The sequence below is a fragment of the Caballeronia sp. AZ1_KS37 genome, from assembly GCF_023631165.1.
Taxonomy (GTDB): domain Bacteria; phylum Pseudomonadota; class Gammaproteobacteria; order Burkholderiales; family Burkholderiaceae; genus Caballeronia; species Caballeronia zhejiangensis.
Genome location: NZ_JALQDP010000030.1, coordinates 410,293 through 429,515, shown reverse-complemented (window position 1 = coordinate 429,515; position 19,223 = coordinate 410,293). Strand labels below are relative to the sequence as shown.

Genomic DNA, 19,223 nt, shown 5'->3' with positions numbered 1-19,223 from the left:
GCGATGCATCTGCTCCGCACGACGCCGGGAGGCTTCGTCGACGACGCGCAGGGCGTCATGCGTATCGATCAGACGAGCGCGCCGATCGTCGTGCTCAGCTCCGCCGATACGACGCTCGCGTTGCTCGCGAGCGCGTTTCCGCGTCTCGAGCCCGGCTTTCCCGACGTGCGGCTCGCGAATCAATCGTTTCTGCGTCAGCCCGCATCGGTCGATTTCTATGTCGACGATGTATTGCGTCACGCGAAGGTCGTGATCGTCGATCATCTCGGCGGCGAATCGTACTGGCCGTACGGCATCGAGCGGCTCGTCGCGCTCGCGAAAGAGCGCAAGCAGATGCTCGCGATGTTTTCGGGCGATCTCACCGAGGACCCGAATCTTATCGGCAAGAGCACGGCCGATGCAGCGTTTTGCCGCGAGCTGTCGCGCTATCTGCGCGAAGGCGGCGCGCGCAATGCCGAGGAGTTTCTACGCGCGATCGCGCATCGCGCGTTCGGCTTCGGGCGCGAGCCGCAGCCGCCGAGTCCGCTGCCCGCCGTCGCGATCTATCATCCCGAGCGCGATATCGCGGTCATCGACGACTGGCAGGCGCGCTGGACCGAAGGCGCGAGCGTCGCCGCGATTCTGTTTTACCGCGCGCATTTGCAATCGGGCAATACGGCCGTGTTCGATGCGCTCATCGAAGCGCTCGAAAAAGAAGGCATGAATCCGTTGCCGATCGCGATTTCGTCGCTCAAGGAAAGCGTGAGCCGCGAAGTGGTCGAGCGTTTGTGCGCGCAGCATCGCGCATCGCTCGTATTGAACACGACGGCTTTTGCGGCGAGCGTGATCGGCGAGGACGAAGCATTCGAAGTCGCGGGCGATGCGCCCGTGCTGCAAGTCATCCTGAGCGGCGGCAATCGCGATGACTGGCAGAAGGACAATCACGGCCTGAATTCGCGCGACGTCGCCATGCATGTCGCGCTTCCCGAAGTCGATGGCCGCATCATCACGCGCGCCGTGAGTTTCAAGGGGCTCGCATATCACTGCAAGCATACGCAGGTGGATGTCGTGCGCTATCAGGCCGACGCGGAGCGCGTGCGCTTCGTCGCCGAACTGAGCCGGCGTTGGTCCAAGCTGCGTCATACGCCGAACGCGCAGAAGCGCATCGCGCTCGTGCTGGCGAACTACCCGGCGAGCGAAGGGCGCATCGGCAATGGCGTGGGACTCGATACGCCTGCATCCGCGATCAACATTCTGTCGATGCTCGCGCGAGAAGGCTATCGCGTCGGCACGATGCCGCCGAACGGCGATGCGCTCATCGCCGCGTTGACGGAAGGCGTGACCAACGATCCCGTCGTCCGCGATATGCGCCCTGCGTTGCAGAGTCTTTCGCTCGATGACTATCTCGACGCGTATCGCACACTGCCCGCCGATGCGCGCGCCGCGCTCGAAAAAACCTGGGGCGCACCCGAAGACGACCCGACGATCAGACGCGGCCGTTTCATGATCGCGGGCTATCGCTGCGGGGAAGTGTTCATCGGCATTCAGCCTTCGCGTTCGCGGCAGCGCAACGATTACGCGAGCTATCACGATGCCGAACTCGTGCCGCCGCATTCCTATCTCGCGTTCTACTTCTGGCTGCGTCTGCGCTTTCAGGCGGATGCGCTCGTGCATGTCGGCAAGCACGGCAATCTCGAATGGCTGCCGGGAAAGAGCGTCGCGTTGTCGTCATCGTGCTGGCCGGATGCGATTCTCGGACCGATGCCGCATCTCTATCCGTTCATCGTCAACGATCCGGGCGAAGGCAGTCAGGCGAAGCGCCGCGCGCAGGCCGTGATCATCGATCATCTGATGCCGCCGCTCACGCGCGCCGAGAACTATGGGCCATTGCAGGATCTCGAGCGTCAGGTCGACGAATACTACGAAGCGTTGATGGTCGATGTGCGCCGCGCGAAGCTGCTGCGCAAGACGATTCTCGCGAACATCGTCGAGAACCGGCTGCACGAGGAACTCGGGCTGGATGCGCCACGCGATACCGTGGGTGAAGACGCGTTGCTCACGCGCGCCGATGCCTATCTCTGCGAACTGAAGGAAGCGCAGATTCGCGACGGCCTGCATGTATTCGGTGTCTCGCCGCAAGGCGTGCAACGACGCGACACGCTGCTCGCGCTCGGCCGCTTTCCGATCGGCGACGGGCAGGGCGCGAACGCGAGCCTGATCGTCGCGATCGCACGGGATCTGCAATTGCCCGATATCTTCGATCCGCTCGATGCGGATTGGGCCGCGCCGTGGACCGGCCCGCGTCCGCAAGCACTTGCCGATGTGAGCGAAGCGCCGTGGCGTCATCAAGGCGATACGCGCGAGCGCCTCGAATCGTTAGCGATGCAACTATTGTCCGATGCTGACGCAGCCGCGCCCGGACCGCGTGCATCGCTCGTGCTCGAACGTCTGCGTGGCGATGTGCTCGCGCGGCTCGATGCGTGCGGCCCGCAAGAGCTGACGCAACTGAAGCGAGGTCTCGAAGGCCGTTTCGTGCCGCCGGGTCCGAGCGGCTCGCCTTCGCGCGGCAGACCGGACGTGCTGCCCACCGGCCGCAACTTCTATTCCGTCGATACGCGCGCATTGCCGACGCAAGCCGCATGGTCGCTCGGCGTAAAGTCGGCGAACGCCTTGGTCGAACGCCATGTGCAGGATCACGGCGATTTTCCGCGGGCAATCGGCTTGTCGGTGTGGGGCACGGCGACGATGCGGACCGGCGGCGACGATATCGCGCAGGCGTTCGCGTTGATCGGCGTGCGGCCCAAGTGGGCGGCGGGCAGTCATCGCGTGACCGACTTCGAGATTCTGCCGATCTCGATCTTCAACCGGCCGCGCATCGATGTGACATTGCGCGTATCGGGCTTCTTCCGCGATGCGTTCGCGAATCTCATTCATCTCTTCGATGCGGCGGTGCAGGCCGTCGCCGAATTGGACGACGAGCCCGCCGATGTCAACCCGATCCGCGCGCGCATCCTTCGTGAGCGCGACGAGCTGATCGCGCGCGGCATCGAGACGAAGGACGCGCGGCGTCGAGCGGGCTGGCGCGTGTTCAGCACGAAGCCGGGCGCATACGGCGCGGGTCTGCAGGAACTGATCGACGCAAAGCAATGGCAGACCGATGCGGATCTTTCCGCCGCGTATCAAAGCGCGGGCGGCTACGCGTATTCGCAATCGGGCGATGGCGTCGAAGCACGCGCGAGCTTCGGCGCGCGGCTATCGACGCTCGATGTCGTCGTGCAGAACCAGGACAATCGCGAACACGATCTGCTCGATTCGAACGACTATCACCAGTTCCAGGGCGGCATGGTCGCGGCCGTGCGCTATCTGTCGGGCGTGCAGCCGCAGACGTATAACGCCGATCACAGCAATCCCGCTGCGCCGCGCGTTCGCACGCTGAACGAAGAGATTGCGCGCGTGGTGCGTTCACGCGTGGTCAATCCGAAGTGGATCGATGGCGTGAAGCGGCACGGTTACAAGGGCGCGTCCGAACTCGCGGCGACCGTCGACTACCTGTTCGGCTACGACGCCACCGCGCGCGTCGTGTCGGATCATCAGTACGCGCTGGTCACCGATGCCTATGTGAACGATGCCGACACGCGCGAGTTCATTGCGCAGCACAATCCGCACGCGTTGCAATCGATCTGCGAGCGTCTGCTCGAAGCGATGCAACGCGGTCTGTGGCAGCAACCCGCTGGCTATCGCGAGCAGGTCGAACGGCATCTGCTCGATGTCGAACAGCACATCGAAGGCCGACATTCTTGAACGAATCCATCACATCTGCCGTGTTTCCTTTTTCGGCGCTCGTCGCACAAGCGCCCTTGCAGCAGGCGCTTTTGCTCGCGGCCGTCGATCCTTCGATCGGCGGCGTGCTCGTGAGCGGGCCGCGCGGCACCGCGAAATCCACCGCGACGCGCGCACTCGCGGAGTTGCTGCCCGAAGGGAGGCTCGTGACCTTGCCGCTCGGCGCGAGCGAGGAACAGTTGATCGGCACGCTCGACATCCAAAGCGCATTGCGCGACGGTGGTGTGAAGTTTTCTCCGGGCCTGCTTGCGAAGGCGCATCGGGGCGTGCTGTATGTCGATGAAGTGAATCTCCTGCCGAATCCGCTCGTCGATCAGTTGCTCGATGTCGCGGCGAGCGGCGTGAACATCGTCGAGCGCGATGGCATTTCGCATCGGCACGACGCGCGCTTCGTGCTGATCGGCACGATGAATCCGGAAGAGGGCGAGTTGCGGCCGCAATTGCTCGATCGTTTCGGTCTTGCCGTGGAGATGAACAATTGCTTCGATGCGCTCGTGCGGCAACGCATCGTCAAAGCGCGTCTTGCATTCGATGCCGATCCTGATGCGTTTCGCGCGCGGCATCGCGACGAGCAGGCTTCGCTGGAATCGCGCATTCACGCGGCGCGCGCGGCATTGTCGTCATTCGATTTCGATGATGCGGTTCATGCGCGCGTGAGCGAGCTTTGCATCGAGGCGCATGTCGACGGCTTGCGTGCGGACATCGTCATGCTGCGCGCGGCGCGTGCGCTGGCTGCGTTGGAGGAAGCAGCGGGCGTGAACGTCACGCACGTCGAACGCGTCGCCGATGCGGTGCTTAAGCATCGGCGAAGAGAAGGGGAAGCGCCTTCACGCGAACCGGCAGGCCGCGAGTCGACGTCGCCCGATGCAGGCTCGAACCAAGCGGATTGGGGCTACATGCCGCCGGAGCCGACGGGAACCGCGAAGGTCAAGCAAGTGAGGCCGCTCGCCGCAAAAAAAGCCTGAACCATCGAAGGCGCGACGCGAATGCCTTCGACACAAGGCATCGTCTTCGATGGAACGAAGCGTTCGCGAAAGGCCGCAGCGCGACGCGCGAGGGCGAAGTCAGCGCGTCGATCGACTGGATGGCGACATTGCGCGCAAAGCGTTCCGCGCGCTTTGCTACGGAGCATTTGCGATACCGGCGCACGCAGGGCGACGGTGCGGTGCTGCATTGTTTTCTGCTCGATTGCTCCGGCTCGATGCTCGCCGGCGAGCGCCTTGCGCGCGCGAAGGGCATGCTCGTCGCGCTGTTCGATCGCGCTTATCGTGAGCGGGCGGAGATTGCGCTGATATGTTTCGGCGGTGCACGCGCGGAAGTGCGTCGTCAGCCGGGTGCGGCGCATTGGTTCAATGAGCGGTGGGTCGCGCCGATCGGCGGCGGTGGCGGCACGCCGCTCGCGCTTGGGCTGGCGAGCGCGGGAACGGTGCTTGAGAGAGCGGCTCGGCGCAGACCAGTGCAACGGCGCTGCTTGTGGGTGCTCACCGACGGGCGAACGAACGAGCAACCGCAAGCACCTCACGCAGCGGATGAGATCGTCGTCGTCGATTTCGAGGAAGGTGCGATTCGGGTCGGGCGCGGCGAGGCGCTCGCGCGCGAGTGGAGCGCGAGATATGTGCTTGCGGATGCGCTGATAAGAATCTCGGATTGTTGAGCAATCGATTCGAATATTGCCGACTGCCACGGTGATTGTCCGAATTTTGCGCGATCAGGCTTGCAGCCGATTCAGCGAGCCATATCGACTTTATAATCGCCTGCATGTTTCGGAGTTGTTTGGCTATGAATAATTAGGATAACAAATGTACAGACCAAGCTTTGCGGCCGCGTGGTCGGCATCCATGGAAATCTTCGATCCATCGAATCCCGAGGGGAAGGTCGCGACGGTAATTGGTGGGAAGGTAGCCGCCAACATCAACGAGGTGGGTGCGGAAGCGAGGTGGAAGAACACATGCGCGGTTCGCATGAGCTATATCTTGAATCACTCGGGCGTGACCATTCCAGCCATCGATGGGAAGACGGTTTCAGGCGCTGATCGTCGACGCTACTTCTTTCGCGTGGTGGACCTCATCGAATTTCTCAAACAGCGTTGGGGCAAGCCGGAAACGATTGAATATCCGCCCTCGGGAGGCGGCAGGCTCGCAGGCAAAAAAGGTGTGATTCTCTTTGAAACGTCGGGATGGCGAGACGCACAAGGCCATGCCACCTTGTACAACGGTATCGTTTGCTACGACAGTTGTTACTTCAACGAACCTGGGGTTCGATACAGGACCGACCAGGCGTATTTTTGGAGCCTGTCATGAAGCGATGGACCAGCCTGGTGATTCTCGCGCTGGCGTGCGCTACGGCAAGCGGACAGACCATTCCCCCCAACGAAAACTCTCCGGAAGCGCCATCGCGCACCTACGCCCAGAATTACAAGGACATGGTCTTGGCCATATGCGTCGCCACAGCGTACAAAGGCAGTAACGACGCAGCCGTCGATGCCGGAAGTAGCGCGAGCGCACTGAGAGACTGGACTTATTACGACCTCGATAAAAGTCCCGCGGAAGTGGAGGCGCTAGTGCGCAAGTATCTACGGCGCGATTACTATAATCCGCTTGTCGAGGCCGAAGCGAAGGGAGCGGACATTCGCTTCGATTTTCTCAAGTGCCTCGACCTGTACCACAGCAAGGAATTGGAGCGGCTGGTCAAACGACGGGTAGCGCACCCTGACTGGACGGTACGTTCGCGTTCAAAAGCGGGCAAGCGTTGACTCTCGACGCATCCTCAGTCATACCACCGCGGCGTATAAACCCAATCCCCGACGACACGCGTCATCGATGATCCGACGATGACCATCGTCCTCATGTCGACGAGCTCGCTCTTCAGTTCACCGAGCTCAATGACGCGCAAAGCCTCCGCCGGACGTCCGATATCTCTTCCCAGCACGACCGGCGTGTCCGAGTCCCGATATCGCTTCACGACGTCGATCGCGCGATCGAACTGCCACGGCCGCGCCTTCGACAGCGGGTTATAGAAGGCCATCACGAGATCCGCTTCGCCTGCATGCGCGATGCGCTTCTCGATCACGCTCCACGGCTTCAAGTTATCCGACAACGACAACACGCAGAAGTCATGGCCGAGCGGCGCACCCGCGCGCGCGGCCGTCGCGAGCGAGGCCGACACGCCCGGCACGATCTGAAGCTTCACCGCATTCCATTCGGGATGCGTGGCGCGTCCTTCGTCGAGTGCTTCGAGCACCGCTGCGGCCATCGCGAACACGCCGGGATCGCCCGATGACACCACGATCACGCGTCGGCCTTCACTCGCGAGTTCGAACGCGTGTCGCGCGCGCTGCAGTTCCTCGCGATTGTCGGTGATGTGCACGCGCTGGTCGTCGCGAAACGGTCCCGCCATACGCACATACGTCTCGTAACCGAGCACGTCTTGTGCGTCGTGAAGCGCGCTTCTTGCGGCGGGCGTCATCAGTTCCGCCTTGCCGGGACCAAGGCCGATCACCGTCAGCGTGCCGCGCGCATGGCCGATCGATCCCGCATCGATCGGCGTATCGCTGACGTGCAGCGCAACGCCTCGCGCATCGTTGCGAGCGAATGGCGGGGCATCGCAGAAGCGCAACGACACATCGAGCGCACGCGCCGCATCTTCGAGCGGACGCGAAGCCATGTAGCGAGCGGGCGCAGTCAACGCCGCGAGCGCAAGCGGTGCGAGACCACGTTCGTTCAAGGCAGCTCGCACGCGTTCGGCGACGTCATCGTCGTGTGAAATATCTTCGATCCACGCAAGCACGCAACGCGGATGAATCACGAGGCTGTTTTCATCGCGCGTGGCAAGCGGCGTGATGCGAACGGCAAGACGCGCATCGTCGTTGCGAGGCAGCGCGGCATCGTCGAGCCAGGGCGCGTGGCCTTCGATGCGCGTCGTCGCGCCCGCCAGCAGGTCGGACACGAAACGCTTGCCTTGCTCGATATCCGCAAGTGCATAACCTTCGGGCGGCGCCAGCAGACATTTCCCGAAGCGCAATTCGCCGCTCGTCGTGATCGCGGGTGCGACTTGCAAGGCGTCGCCGATCTCGCGCGCAAGCACATTCACGCCGCTCATGCCGCCCAGCAGCGGCACGATGGCGCTGCCATCCTGCGCGATGGCGAGCACGGGCGGTTCGTTGCCTTTGTCGCCGAGACAGGATGCAAGCGCGCGAATCACGATGCCCGCGGAACACAGCGCGACGATCGCCGCGCCCGACGCATACAGACCACGCACGTGCGCGCCGAAGTCGTCATACGCGATGTCCGCGCTCACGCGGCTCGCCAGTCCATGCACGCGCGATTGCGGAAAGCGCGCCTGAATGCGACGCGCGGTATCGAGCGCGCCCGCGCCGAGCACGACGATCGCCATCGGCATGGAAGCCTTCATGCGCGCCATTTTTTCCCCGGCACGACGAGCAGCGAGAAATACGGCGATGCCATCGGATCGACTTCATCGAGCGGCACGATGCGCTGGTTGGCCATCGTCGCGCGCTCGACATACAACGCGCGATCGTCGAGGCCGAGTTCGCCCAGCACGCGCCGCACTTTCTCGAAGTTGCGGCCGAGCTTCATGATGACGGCCGCATCGGCTCCTTCGAGACGGCGCTTCAGATCGTCTTCAGGCAGCACGCCCGACAGCACCGACAGACTCTGATTGCGATACACGAGCGGCACGCCGAGCACGGCCACGCCGCCGAGCATCGAGCACACGCCCGGCACGACCTCTGCATCGAAGCGTGCTGCGAGACGATCGTGCAGATACATGTATGAGCCGTAGAAAAACGGATCGCCCTCGCAGATCACGGCGACATCGCGTCCGGATTCGAGATGACCGGATATCGTGAGCGCGGCTTCGTCGTAGAACGCGCTGATGATCGTCTCGTAGCAGAGCGGCGGTTCGAGCGCTTCGGTCGTCACCGGATAGACGAGCGGCAGGCGCATCTGCGTATCGTCGAGATGCGATTCGATGATGCCGAACGCATTACCCTTCTTGCCCTTTGCGACGAAATACGCGACCACCGGCGCGGCCTTCAAAAGCCGCAGCGCCTTCACGGTGATCAGCTCCGGATCGCCCGGACCGACGCCTAATCCAAAGAGACGTCCACGCATCATTCGGCCTCCGAAGCAAGTGCGTTCACTGCGGCCGCTGCCATCGCGCTGCCCCCGCGCCGGCCGAGCAGCGCGACGAAGGGCACGCCGCGGCTATCGGCGGCAAGCATCGCTTTCGATTCCGCCGCGCCGATGAAACCGACCGGAAAGCCGAGAATGAGCGCGGGCTTCGGCGCGCCGGCATCGATCATGTCGAGCAGATGGAAGAGCGCGGTGGGCGCGTTGCCTATCGCGACGATCGCGCCTTCGAGTTGCGCACGCCATAGTTCGAGCGCGGCGGCCGAGCGCGTGTTGCGCATCGCGCGGGCGCGCTCGGGAATCGAGGGATCGCTCAAGGTGCAGATCACGCGGTTGTCGGCGGGCAAGCGCGCGCGGGTGATGCCCTCGGCGACCATGCGCGCATCGCACAGGATCGGCGCGCCTGCTGCAAGCGCCTTTCTTCCGATGCTGCCCGCGCCGGGCGAGAAGCGCAGATCGCTCACGATATCCACCATGCCGCACGCATGGATCAGTCGCACGGCGAGCTTCTCCAGATCGGCGGGAATGGCGGCGAGGTCGGCTTCGGCGCGGATCGTCGCAAAGGACTGACGATAAATCTCCGCGCCGTCGCGGATGTAGTCAAGCATCGGCATGGCTCCGGGCGAGCCGTTCGGCCGCCTCTTCGATGGTCAGATTGCGCGCGACGGCTCGTGCGTCGCGATGTAAGTCGTATCGTCCGGGCGCGACTGCGTAGAGCGTGACCGGAACCGGATGCGCCGCCGCGCACGAACGCTCGCAGCCGCTCAGATGCACCTGCGTCCCGTCATCCGAAGGCAGGAGCGCGGCGAGCCGGTGAGCATCGGCTTTGGTATCGGCACGGCTCTTTGCGCAGCCTTCCGAACCCGCGCACGCGATGAGGCGCGCGAGCGGTTCGTGCGCGCCGGTTGCAAGGCCGAGCGCGTGCAGCCGTTGCAGCATGTCATGCGCTGAATGCGCCGCGAGGCCGGGAATCAGCACGCTTTGCCACGGCGTCATCGTCAGGCGGCTTGCGCCGTGTGCGTCGGCGAGATTGGCGAGCGCTTCGAGCGTCGTCGCATCGAGACGGCCCAGCGGCGTTTGCGCACCCGCGTACCACGTCGCGCGATGCGGCTCCTCGTGCGCGCCGAGACGCAGCGATGCATCGGCGGGTGCGCGTGTCCATGTCGCGATATCGGCGTCGAAACGCAAGGCGTCGAGAAAGCGCGCAACGCCGATACGCGCAAGCAGATCGCGCATGCGATGTTCTTCAGGCGTCGCCAGCGCGAGAAAGCTGCGCAACACGTTCAGGACGAACATCACGAGATCGTCGCGCGAGATCGCGCCGAGCGCCGGATCGCGCATCGTTCCGGCGAGGCCGAATGCGAAGCGCGCGCCATCGTCGATGGCGGAAAGCCAAACATCGTGCGGATGATCGAGCATCGCGAGGCGCTCGCCGGCGTCGAGCTGGAGCGCGAATTTCGGCGACAGCGCATGCAGCGACGCATCGGCCTGCATCGCATCGACGATCCGCGCGGCGAGCGCGCGCGTGCCGTCGTCCGCGAGCGGGCTCAGCATTACGTTGCGGATGTCGTCTGCGCCCGCCGTCGACGGGCCGAGGCCCGCGTCGAGGGCGATGTCGACGAGCGCGGCGTGGGCATCGTCGCGAATGCCGCGCAGTTGCAGATTCGCGCGATTGGTCACTTCGATCACGCCCGAGCCGCACTCGCGAGCCGCGCGCGCGACGGCCCGCGCCGCCCGCGTGCTCAACACGCCGCCCGCGAGACGCAGACGCGCAAGGCCGCCATCGCGCGCGGGCACGATGCGCATCAGGCCCGGGCATGCGGAAGCACGCGGCGTTGCGTTGAGCGATGAGCGGTCGAAAGAATTCAAAAGCGTGACCCGTTGGGCTTCGCGCGTGATGAGCGAACCGGTACACCCCGCCCGGTCGGCGTCGCGCGAATGCGTTGGGTCGGCAGGTCTCTTGGCTGGCAGGTCGACATTCGCGCCGGCCTTCCCGGTAAAAACCAGTGGCAGTGGAGCGCGGACTCGCTGCGTACAATTGCGGGGGCAGCCACAGTTTTGCTGTGTTCCCTTTTAAGCCCTCGGTCTCACGACCCCGGGCGCCGACGGACCTGTATTATGCCCGCTTTTATCGACCCTCCGAGCGCTTCCGGCATGTATCCGGGAACGCGATCGGAATCGCAGCAAGGAGACCGCGCATGTCGAACTGGCTGACCGTGGTGGGCATCGGCGAAGACGGCTGGCACGGACTTTCCCGCGCCGCGCGTCGCGCGCTTCTCGACGCCCAGTCGATTCACGGCGGCGAACGTCATCTCGCGTTGCTGCCGGATCGCATCGCCGCGCGCCGCATGCCGTGGCCGAAACCCTTTTCGCTCGATGCCGTGCTCGCCGACCGCGGCGACGGCAAGACGCGCATCTGCGTGCTCGCGAGCGGCGATCCGATGTGCTTCGGCGTCGGCGCGACGCTCGCGCGCGAAGTCGCCAACGGCGAAATGCGCGTCATTCCCGCGCCGTCGTCGCTGTCGCTCGCGGCGGCGCGCCTGTGCTGGGCGCTCCAAGACGCCGTCTGCGTATCGCTCGTCGGGCGGCCGGCGGCGTCGCTGCTCGCGAATCTGCATCGCGGCGTGCGCCTCATCGTGCTGAGCGCGGACGGCACGACGCCCGCCGCCGTCGCCACGCTTCTGACCGCGCATGGTTTCGGCGCGAGCCGCATGACCGTCTTCGAGCATCTCGGCGGCAGCGACGAACGCCGCATCGACGAGCGTGCCGACGACTGGCGCGAGCCCGTCGTTGCCGCGCTCAATCTCATCGCGATCGAGTGCCGGACGCACGCCGGCCACGCCGGGCCGCCGCTCACGCCCGGTCTCGCCGACGACGCCTACCGCCACGACGGCCAGTTGACGAAGCGCGACGTGCGCGCCGTGACGCTCGCGCGCCTCGCGCCGCAGCCCGGCGAACTGCTGTGGGACGTCGGCGCGGGCTGCGGCTCGATCGGCATCGAATGGATGCGCGCGCATGGCGCGTGTCGGGCGATCGCGATCGAAGCGAACGAGAGCCGTCAGCGTCTCATCGAATACAACCGCGATGCGCTCGGCGTGCCCGCGCTGCAACTCGTCAGAGGCGAAGCGCCCGCCGCGCTCGACGGCCTTCCCGCGCCGGACGCGGTGTTCATCGGCGGTGGATTGACGGTGCCGGGCCTGCTCGATGCGTGCTGGGCGCGTCTGCGTCAGGGGGGGCGGCTCGTCGCCAATGCGGTGACGCTGCAAAGCGAGGCGGCGCTCGTCGAATGGCGCGCGCGGCACGGCGGCGAGCTGACGCGCATCGGCGTCGCGCAGGCGGAACCGCTCGGCAGCTTCGACACGTGGCGTCAGGCGCTGCCGATCACCGTCCTGCACGCGAGCAAACCGTGATGCGTCATGCGTGAAGAGACGCCGGAGAAAGCCGCGCCGCTGCGCAGCGGCTACACGACAGGAAGCTGCGCGACCGCGACGAGTCTCGCGGCCGCGCGCCTCTTGCTGCTCGGCGAGACGAGCGAGCGCGCGGAGATCGTCCTGCCGAAGGGCCAGCGCGTGACGATGATGCTTTCGTTCTGCCGCCGTTTACCCGATGAAAGCGCCGCCGCCGAAGCCGGCGTCATCAAGGATGCGGGCGACGATCCCGACGTCACGCACGGTGCGCTCGTGTTCGCGCGCGTGCGACTGTCGGAGGAACCGGGCGTGCGCTTTCATGCGGGCGCGGGCGTCGGCACGGTGACGCGCGCGGGCCTCGCGCTCGCCGTCGGCGAACCGGCGATCAATCCGATGCCGCGCAAGATGATGACCGAGCATCTCGACGCGCTCGCAAAAAGCGTCGGCTATCGCGGCGGTTTCGACGTGACCATCGGCGTGGAGAACGGCGAAGCGCTCGCGCAGAAGACGATGAATCCGCGCCTCGGCATCGTCGGCGGATTGTCGATACTCGGCACGACCGGCATCGTCAGACCGTTTTCGTGCTCGGCGTACATCGCGTCGATTCATCAGGGCATCGATGTGGCGCGGGCGAACGGGTATCGGCATATCGCCGCGTGCACCGGCAACCAGAGCGAGGACGCGATGCGCGCGCGCTACGGCCTGCCCGACATCGCATTGATCGAAATGGGCGATTTCGTGGGCGCGGTGCTCAAGCATTTGCGCCGCGCGAGCGTCGACAAGCTGAGCCTGTGCGGCGGCTTCGGCAAGCTGTCCAAGCTCGCGGCGGGGCATATGGATCTGCACAGCCGCAGTTCGAGCATCGACTTGCCGCTGCTCGCCGTCTGGGCCGCCGATGCAGGCGCGAACGCCGAACTGCTGGCGTCGATGCGCGCGGCCAACACGAGTCAGGAAGCGCTCAAGCTCGCACGCGCCGAAGGCATCGCGCTCGGCGATATCGTCTGCCGACGCGCGCGCGATGTCGCGCTCGACGCGCTGCCGCCGGGCATCGAAGTCGAGACCTTCGCGATCGACCGGCAGGGCAATATCGTCGGGAGCGCGGCATGACGCGCGTGCTGCTGCTCGGCGGCACCGGCGATGCGCTCGCGATCGCGCGTGCGCTTCCTGCGACGCACGTCTACAGTCTCGCGGGCCTCGGGCGCGTGCCGGGCGATCTGGCGTGCACGGTGCGCGTCGGCGGTTTCGGCGGCATCGACGGGCTCGTGCGATATCTGCGCGACGAGCACATCACGCTCGTCGTCGATGCGACGCATCCCTATGCCGCGCAAATGAGCCGCCACGCGTTCGATGCCTGCGCGCTCGCCGACGTGCCGCTCTGGGCGGTGCGCCGTCCCGCATGGCAGCCGCAGGCGGGCGACGACTGGCGCGAGGCGTCGGACTGGCGCGAGATCGTCGAATGCATCGCGCCGTTTCATCGGCCGCTTTTCACGCTCGGGCGCGAGTCGCTCGCGCATCTTCACGACATTCCCGCGTCGCAGCACTGGACGATTCGCTGTCTCGACGCGCATCCGGGCAACGCGCGCGCGAGCATTGTCGATGCGCGCGGTCCGTTCGATCTCGCCGGCGAGCGCGCCTTGTTCGACGCGGCGCGTATCGATGTCGTCGTCAGCAAGAACAGCGGCGGGCGGGCGACCGAGGCGAAGCTCGCGGTCGCGCGGGAACGCGGTATCGCCGTCGTCATGCTCACGCGGCCCGCGCTTCCCGACGCCGACCGTATTTTCGACGACGCCGCCAGCGCCCGCGACGCGCTTCAACACTGGCTCACCAGACCATGACCGTTTATTTCATCGGCGCCGGACCGGGCGATCCCGAACTCATCACAGTAAAGGGGCAGCGGCTGATCCGCGCATGTCCCGTGATTCTCTACGCCGGCTCGCTCGTGCCGACGCAAGTCCTCGACGGACATCGCGCGCTGAAATGCATCGACACGGCCGAGCTCGATCTCGACGCGATCGTCGCGCTCCTGCAGGAAGCGCACGCGAACGGGCACGACGTGGCGCGCGTGCATTCGGGCGATCCGTCGCTGTACGGCGCGATCGGCGAGCAGATTCGCCGGCTCGACGCGCTCGCGATTCCCTACGAAGTGGTGCCGGGTGTCACGGCGACGGCGGCATCGGCGGCGGCGCTGAAGCGCGAACTGACGCTGCCCGGCATCTCGCAGACCGTGATCTTCACGCGCTACGCGACGAAGACGTCGATGCCCGAAGGGGAGAGCCTCGCCGATCTCGCGCGTCATCGCGCGACGCTCGCGATTCATCTGGGCGTGCGGCATATCGAGCGCATCGTCGCGGAGCTCGTGCCGCATTACGGCGCGGATTGTCCCGTCGCGGTCGTGTTTCGCGCGAGCTGGCCGGACGAGACGCGCGTCGAAGGGACGCTCGCGAACATCGCGCCGAAAGTGCGCGAGGCGGGCATGGAACGCACGGCGATGATTCTCGTCGGACGCGTGCTGGCCGCCGACGGCTTCGCGGAGTCCACGCTCTACGCGAAGGATCGATGACGCGATGCGCGACCTCGACGCCGTCTTCGATGCGCTCGCGAAATCGGCATTCCGGCGCCGTTTCGCGCTCGGCGTGCGTGAGGGGAAAGTTTTAAGGGAGAAGGGCGTCGACACGGTCGTCGCGCAGGCGCATGAGCTGATCGGCAAGCGGCTTGCGCCGCAAGCGCCGCTGAACGACGGCAAGCAGACACCGTTTCGCGGGCATCCTGTCTTCATCGCGCAGCACGCGACGGCGACGTGCTGCCGCTCGTGTCTCGCGAAATGGCACGGCATCGCGGCGGGAAAAGCGCTCGACGACGCCGAGCGCCAACATGTCGTCGATGCCATCGAACGCTGGCTGCGCGCGCAACCGCTGCCGGCGGCGTCGAACCAGCCCGCGCCCGACAATCCGCAGCGCGAACTGCCTTTCTGACGCGCTTTAACGCGACGGATCAGCGCCCGCGGCTTCGAGACGCGCGCGCCGCACCGCCACGAAAATCAGCAACGCGAAAACCAGCGGTCCTACACCTACGCCGCAGTCCTTGGCCAACTGATTTCCCAACTGCGGATAGATCCACGCGAAAAACAGGATCGCGGGCTCGCCGCGCAGCCATCCGTCGCGCAGCGCGCGCGCGGCGATGAGTGCCAGCGGGATGCCGAGCCACACGCCGTCGTAGTTATAGATGTAGGGGCTGATCATGAACGTCGCGGCGACGAGCGCCGTCGCGCGAACTTCCAGTCCTTTCGCATTGCGCCATACCCACGCGACGGCGCAGATCGCCACGGTCGCCTGACACGCCTGCGCGACATAGGCGGGACCGGTCGCGACGTGCGCCATGCGCAGGCTCGCGAAGAGGCTCGCCATCTGGAACCAAGGAAGACTGCCGCTCGCGGTGAAACCGTTGGCATCGTGCAGTCCGTGGAGAAAGACCGGCAGGATGTCGAGGCCGAAGACGGCGACCGAAACCGTGGTGAACAGGATCGTCGTCAGCGCGGCGGCGATGAAGGTCGTCCACATGCCCGCGCACGCCAGCGCGAGCGGAAACAGGATGGCCAGATGCGGCTTGATCGAAAGCAGGCCGATGAAGACGCCCGCGAGCATCGGCCGTTTTGGCATCGAGAGAAATGCGGCGAGCGCGAGACTCGCGGTGAGCGCGGCATTCTGTCCCTGGGCCGCGTTGAGCCAGATGCCGGGAAACGCGACGATCCACATGATCATGTCGGGGATCGGCAGCGCGCGGCGGGCCAGCAGCACGAAGACGACCGACGAAATCGAAGCGAACAGCGCGTAGGCAAGCGGCGCCGACAGGAAGCCGAACGGCTGCACCAGCAGCAGAAAGTTCGGCGGATAGAACCACGGCCCCGGCAGGATGATGTGCGGCCCCAGTTGCTGCGCGACGTGCTTGATCGCGTCCGCCGAATAGGCGTCGAGCGGATGCCCCGCGAGCGCGAGGCGCGCAGCCGACCAGAACGTCAGAAAGTCCCAGCCGGCCGGATGACCTTTCTCCGCCACGGCACTGCGCACGGCGAGAACGAGCCCGTAACACTGGAGCACGACGAGGATCGTCGCGCAATAAGCGCTCACGCGCGAGCCGTTGAGCCAGCGCCGACCGGGCGCGCGTTCGATGGAAGCGGGTTGGGTGCTCATCCGTCCGATATCGGCCGGATGGCGCCGAAACTTTAGCGAACGTCCGCCCGCGCGCGCTACTCGCGAACGCGTCCCTTGGCGCGCCGCGCGAGCATGTTCAGGCCCTCGACCAGCGCCGAGAACGCCATCGCCGCATAGATGTAGCCCTTCGGCACGTGTGTTCCGAAGCCTTCGGCGATCAGCGTCATCCCGATCACGAGCAGGAAGCCGAGCGCGAGCATGACGATCGTCGGATTGCGCTCGATGAAGCGCGACAGCGGACCGGCCGCGAACAGCATCACGGTGACGGCGGCGATCACCGCGACGAACATGATCGGAATGTGCTCGGTCATGCCGACCGCCGTCACGATGCTGTCGATGGAAAACACGAGATCGAGCAGCAGGATCTGGCCGATCGCCGACAGCGGCGTCAGGCTCTTGCCCGACGCGGGGCCGGCGTGTTCGTCGGCGTCGTGCGTGACGTGATGGCGGATTTCCGTCGTCGCCTTCCAGACGAGAAACACGCCGCCCGCGATGAGAATCAGGTCGCGCCAGGAAAAGCCGTGCCCGAACGCTTCGAAGATCGGCGTGGTGAGGCGGACGATCAGCGCGACCGTGCCGAGCAGGCCGAGCCGCATCACGAGCGCGAGCGCGATGCCGATGCGCTGCGTGCGTTCGCGGTGCGCCGCGGGCAGCTTGTTGGTCAGGATCGAAATGAAGATCAGGTTGTCGATGCCGAGCACGACTTCCATGACGACGAGCGTCGCGAGTGCGGCCCAGGCGGCGGGATCGGCGAGAAGGGCAACGAGATAGTCCATGGTTCGGGAGCGTTCGAGATGAGGGCGAGATATTAGCCTGTTCGGCGGGAAAAATGAAATGAACTTGAAAGCTTGCGCCTGATCGAAACCAGCCGGTGGCAACCCCCGACGCGAGCTGTTGTTCAAACCGACAAATATCGGATTTGAAACGCTTATTTGCATTTGTTCGCGTGATGCACTGCCGCAAATACGGGTAAACTCCAATGCTTTCGCGCCGCGTGTTCGCGGCCGTGTTTAACTGTCGCCGCAAGGACACTGAGCAAGCCGCATGCAGCAAAAATCAAAACGTCTCGTCGAGCTGGACTTCTTCCGGGGACTGGTACTGCTGATCATCGTCGTCGATCATATCGGCGGCAGCATGGTGTCGCGTTTCACGCTGCATGCCTTCGCGCTCAATGACGCCGCCGAAGTCTTCGTGTTCCTCGGCGGCTTCGCCACGGCGACGGCCTACGCGTCGCTCGCGGAGCGCCGCTCCGAAAGCGCGGCGCGCAGGCGCTTCGTGAAACGCGCGTTCGAGCTTTATCGCGCGTTTCTCGTCACGGCGGCGCTGATGCTCGTCGCATCGTTCCTGCTGCGGCCTTTTTTTGGCCACGCGCCGAATCTCGCGCTGCATGATCTGGACACGCTGATGTCGCAGCCGGTTTCCTCGATCGCGGAAATTCTCACATTCGAGCGCCAGCCTTATCTCTCGGCCGTCCTGCCGATGTACGCGCTCTTCGCACTCGCCGTGCCGCTCATGCTGCCGCTCGCGCGCAGCAAGCCTTGGCTGCTGCTCGGTCTAAGCCTCGCGTTGTGGGCGTTCGCGGCGCAGATCGGCGAATTCATGCCGTCCGTCGACGACAATCTGTGGGACTTCAATCCCGCCGCCTGGCAGTTGATGTTCGTGCTCGGCGTGCTGGCGCGCTGCCAGCCGATCTATCAACGCGTGAGCGCGAACCGCTTCGGCTGGATCGTGAGCGCGGGCGCCGTGGCGCTGATCGCCGGCATGGCGTACTACAAGCTGCTCGTGCTGCCGCCGGTGCTGGACAGCGCCTTCAAGCGCGACCTTGCTGGTCCGCGCGTCGTGAATTTCCTCGCCATCGCGTGGATCGCGGCGAATCTGGCGCGCTACGGCGTCGTCAAGGCGGTGGCGACGCGCCTGCCGTGGGTCGGCGCATTGGGACGCGCGGGCATGGTGTCATTCGTGGCGGGAACGGTGATTTCGCTCGTCGTCGATTCGATCCTGTTCACGTTGACCGATGGCCTCATCAACGTGCCTGCCGGACTCGCCGCCGACGCCATCGCGATCGGCGCGCTGCTTGCCGTGCCGCATGTGCATCAGCGGATCTCGAACTGGCTCGGCACCCGTCAGCCGGTCCCGGCAACGGCCGCCGCCGCACCCGCGACGGTCGCCGCAGCCGACAATCGGGCGCGGGGCATACGCTGATCTCTTCGAAGCGGGCAGTCGAACTGGCCGCTTTTTTATCGCGCTTTCATTGCAACTAACGGTCTGATTTTGCCGCCGACTTCGATAAGCACCGCCCGCGAAGAACCGAGGCACAGGTCTTGCAAGCAGTCACCGAACACAACACAAAAATCGGACCTGCCATGCTCAAGCTCGCCATTCTGTTCGCGATCATTTCTGTCGTCGCCGGATTCTTCGGCTTTACGCGCGTATCGTCGGGTGCGGCGGGCATCGCGAAGATCTGCTTCTTCATCTTCCTGATTCTGTTCGTCATATTCCTCGTCGTCGCGATTTCGGCGGGCTCGCTCGTGCTGTAGCGCGGGAAAGCGCCGGGCCGTACCGCGTGGTTCCTCGCATCGACCCGCGTGCGGCGACGGTGTTACATTGCCCCGAGAAGACGTTCACGCGACCGTGAATCG

The 19,223-nt window shown here is 65.2% G+C and carries 18 protein-coding genes and 1 riboswitch; of the genes, 12 read left to right on the top strand and 6 right to left on the bottom strand.

Going from position 1 to position 19,223, the window contains the following annotated elements:
- Window positions 1–3 precede the first annotated feature (3 nt).
- The 5 genes from cobN (at window position 4) to NCS00_RS18215 (ending at window position 6,571) form a co-directional block, all read left to right on the top strand.
- Window positions 4–3,780 carry a cobaltochelatase subunit CobN gene (gene cobN / locus NCS00_RS18235; RefSeq protein ID WP_250440669.1) on the top strand — a complete coding sequence of 1,259 codons (3,777 nt, stop codon included), beginning with the start codon at window positions 4–6 and terminating at the stop codon, window positions 3,778–3,780.
- Window positions 3,777–4,784 (top strand): magnesium chelatase ATPase subunit I, encoded by a 1,008-nt coding sequence (locus tag NCS00_RS18230; protein ID WP_250440668.1) that lies wholly within the window; start codon window positions 3,777–3,779, stop codon window positions 4,782–4,784. The genes cobN and NCS00_RS18230 overlap by 4 nt, the downstream gene beginning before the upstream one ends.
- 119 nt (window positions 4,785–4,903) lie before the next feature.
- Complete coding sequence (locus tag NCS00_RS18225; RefSeq protein ID WP_250435925.1) at window positions 4,904–5,473, top strand: vWA domain-containing protein; 570 nt, start codon at window positions 4,904–4,906, stop codon at window positions 5,471–5,473.
- Between the two features lie 145 nt (window positions 5,474–5,618).
- A complete protein-coding gene (locus NCS00_RS18220) occupies window positions 5,619–6,119 on the top strand; it encodes a type VI secretion system amidase effector protein Tae4 (RefSeq protein WP_250440667.1) in 501 nt (166 codons plus the stop codon).
- Complete coding sequence (locus tag NCS00_RS18215) at window positions 6,116–6,571, top strand: type VI secretion system amidase immunity protein Tai4 (RefSeq protein WP_250440666.1); 456 nt, start codon at window positions 6,116–6,118, stop codon at window positions 6,569–6,571. Before NCS00_RS18220 ends, NCS00_RS18215 begins: the two co-directional genes overlap by 4 nt.
- A gap of 14 nt (window positions 6,572–6,585) precedes the next feature.
- Here the strand turns inward: NCS00_RS18215 and cobJ are convergent, their stop codons facing one another.
- Genes cobJ through cobG form a run of 4 tightly spaced genes read right to left on the bottom strand, consistent with a single transcriptional unit; the run spans window position 6,586 to window position 10,838 of the window.
- Window positions 6,586–8,238 carry a precorrin-3B C(17)-methyltransferase gene (gene cobJ, locus NCS00_RS18210; protein WP_250440665.1) on the bottom strand — a complete coding sequence of 551 codons (1,653 nt, stop codon included), beginning with the start codon at window positions 8,236–8,238 and terminating at the stop codon, window positions 6,586–6,588.
- Window positions 8,226–8,954, bottom strand: coding sequence for a precorrin-2 C(20)-methyltransferase (locus NCS00_RS18205; RefSeq protein ID WP_033537056.1), 729 nt, complete (start codon window positions 8,952–8,954; stop codon window positions 8,226–8,228). The genes cobJ and NCS00_RS18205 overlap by 13 nt, the downstream gene beginning before the upstream one ends.
- Window positions 8,951–9,577, bottom strand: coding sequence for a precorrin-8X methylmutase (locus NCS00_RS18200; RefSeq protein WP_008353117.1), 627 nt, complete (start codon window positions 9,575–9,577; stop codon window positions 8,951–8,953). Before NCS00_RS18200 ends, NCS00_RS18205 begins: the two co-directional genes overlap by 4 nt.
- On the bottom strand, window positions 9,570–10,838 hold the full coding sequence (gene cobG / locus NCS00_RS18195; RefSeq protein ID WP_250440664.1) for a precorrin-3B synthase: 1,269 nt from the start codon (window positions 10,836–10,838) through the stop codon (window positions 9,570–9,572). The genes NCS00_RS18200 and cobG overlap by 8 nt, the downstream gene beginning before the upstream one ends.
- A gap of 64 nt (window positions 10,839–10,902) precedes the next feature.
- A riboswitch (cobalamin riboswitch) is annotated at window positions 10,903–11,091 on the bottom strand.
- Window positions 11,092–11,167: 76 nt separating this feature from the next.
- On the opposite strand from cobG, the gene cbiE reads away from it, so the two are divergent.
- The 5 genes from cbiE to NCS00_RS18170 are packed head-to-tail and all read left to right on the top strand — an operon-like array spanning window position 11,168 to window position 15,348.
- Window positions 11,168–12,379: a precorrin-6y C5,15-methyltransferase (decarboxylating) subunit CbiE gene (gene cbiE / locus NCS00_RS18190; RefSeq protein WP_175979434.1), complete on the top strand. Its 1,212-nt coding sequence runs from the start codon at window positions 11,168–11,170 to the stop codon at window positions 12,377–12,379.
- Window positions 12,380–12,385: 6 nt separating this feature from the next.
- Window positions 12,386–13,483 (top strand): cobalt-precorrin-5B (C(1))-methyltransferase, encoded by a 1,098-nt coding sequence (locus NCS00_RS18185; protein ID WP_175979433.1) that lies wholly within the window; start codon window positions 12,386–12,388, stop codon window positions 13,481–13,483.
- The gene (locus NCS00_RS18180) at window positions 13,480–14,211 is read left to right on the top strand and encodes a cobalt-precorrin-6A reductase (RefSeq protein ID WP_250440663.1); all 732 of its coding nucleotides are present in this window, start codon (window positions 13,480–13,482) and stop codon (window positions 14,209–14,211) included. Before NCS00_RS18185 ends, NCS00_RS18180 begins: the two co-directional genes overlap by 4 nt.
- Window positions 14,208–14,936 (top strand): precorrin-4 C(11)-methyltransferase, encoded by a 729-nt coding sequence (cobM, locus tag NCS00_RS18175; protein WP_175979431.1) that lies wholly within the window; start codon window positions 14,208–14,210, stop codon window positions 14,934–14,936. Before NCS00_RS18180 ends, cobM begins: the two co-directional genes overlap by 4 nt.
- Window positions 14,937–14,940: 4 nt before the next feature.
- Window positions 14,941–15,348 (top strand): DUF4186 domain-containing protein, encoded by a 408-nt coding sequence (locus tag NCS00_RS18170; protein ID WP_008353123.1) that lies wholly within the window; start codon window positions 14,941–14,943, stop codon window positions 15,346–15,348.
- A 6-nt stretch (window positions 15,349–15,354) separates the two neighbouring features.
- On the opposite strand, the gene NCS00_RS18165 is transcribed toward NCS00_RS18170, so the two are convergent.
- Together NCS00_RS18165 and NCS00_RS18160 are read right to left on the bottom strand one after the other, a co-directional pair.
- Window positions 15,355–16,563: a glycosyltransferase family 87 protein gene (locus NCS00_RS18165; protein WP_008353125.1), complete on the bottom strand. Its 1,209-nt coding sequence runs from the start codon at window positions 16,561–16,563 to the stop codon at window positions 15,355–15,357.
- Between the two features lie 56 nt (window positions 16,564–16,619).
- Entirely contained in the window at window positions 16,620–17,360 is a 741-nt protein-coding gene (locus NCS00_RS18160) for a TerC family protein (RefSeq protein ID WP_008353127.1), read from the bottom strand.
- Window positions 17,361–17,628: 268 nt separating this feature from the next.
- Here NCS00_RS18160 and NCS00_RS18155 point away from each other — a divergent pair, with 268 nt between their 5' ends.
- Together NCS00_RS18155 and NCS00_RS18150 are read left to right on the top strand one after the other, a co-directional pair.
- Window positions 17,629–18,786 carry an OpgC domain-containing protein gene (locus NCS00_RS18155; RefSeq protein ID WP_175979428.1) on the top strand — a complete coding sequence of 386 codons (1,158 nt, stop codon included), beginning with the start codon at window positions 17,629–17,631 and terminating at the stop codon, window positions 18,784–18,786.
- 161 nt (window positions 18,787–18,947) lie between these two features.
- Window positions 18,948–19,121, top strand: a complete 174-nt coding sequence (locus NCS00_RS18150) for a DUF1328 domain-containing protein (protein ID WP_008353131.1) — start codon at window positions 18,948–18,950, stop codon at window positions 19,119–19,121.
- Window positions 19,122–19,223: the final 102 nt, after the last annotated feature.

Coding starts and splice junctions, on each gene's coding strand:
- NCS00_RS18205 (WP_033537056.1), bottom strand. CDS start 8,954: ATGATGCGTGGACGTCTCTTTGGATTAGGCGTCGGTCCGGGCGATCCG.
- NCS00_RS18215 (WP_250440666.1), top strand. CDS start 6,116: ATGAAGCGATGGACCAGCCTGGTGATTCTCGCGCTGGCGTGCGCTACG.
- NCS00_RS18200 (WP_008353117.1), bottom strand. CDS start 9,577: ATGCTTGACTACATCCGCGACGGCGCGGAGATTTATCGTCAGTCCTTT.
- NCS00_RS18185 (WP_175979433.1), top strand. CDS start 12,386: ATGCGTGAAGAGACGCCGGAGAAAGCCGCGCCGCTGCGCAGCGGCTAC.
- NCS00_RS18225 (WP_250435925.1), top strand. CDS start 4,904: ATGGCGACATTGCGCGCAAAGCGTTCCGCGCGCTTTGCTACGGAGCAT.
- NCS00_RS18150 (WP_008353131.1), top strand. CDS start 18,948: ATGCTCAAGCTCGCCATTCTGTTCGCGATCATTTCTGTCGTCGCCGGA.
- cobN (WP_250440669.1), top strand. CDS start 4: ATGCATCTGCTCCGCACGACGCCGGGAGGCTTCGTCGACGACGCGCAG.
- NCS00_RS18170 (WP_008353123.1), top strand. CDS start 14,941: ATGCGCGACCTCGACGCCGTCTTCGATGCGCTCGCGAAATCGGCATTC.
- cobJ (WP_250440665.1), bottom strand. CDS start 8,238: ATGGCGCGCATGAAGGCTTCCATGCCGATGGCGATCGTCGTGCTCGGC.
- NCS00_RS18155 (WP_175979428.1), top strand. CDS start 17,629: ATGCAGCAAAAATCAAAACGTCTCGTCGAGCTGGACTTCTTCCGGGGA.
- cobM (WP_175979431.1), top strand. CDS start 14,208: ATGACCGTTTATTTCATCGGCGCCGGACCGGGCGATCCCGAACTCATC.
- NCS00_RS18180 (WP_250440663.1), top strand. CDS start 13,480: ATGACGCGCGTGCTGCTGCTCGGCGGCACCGGCGATGCGCTCGCGATC.
- NCS00_RS18160 (WP_008353127.1), bottom strand. CDS start 17,360: ATGGACTATCTCGTTGCCCTTCTCGCCGATCCCGCCGCCTGGGCCGCA.
- NCS00_RS18220 (WP_250440667.1), top strand. CDS start 5,619: ATGTACAGACCAAGCTTTGCGGCCGCGTGGTCGGCATCCATGGAAATC.
- NCS00_RS18165 (WP_008353125.1), bottom strand. CDS start 16,563: ATGAGCACCCAACCCGCTTCCATCGAACGCGCGCCCGGTCGGCGCTGG.
- cbiE (WP_175979434.1), top strand. CDS start 11,168: ATGTCGAACTGGCTGACCGTGGTGGGCATCGGCGAAGACGGCTGGCAC.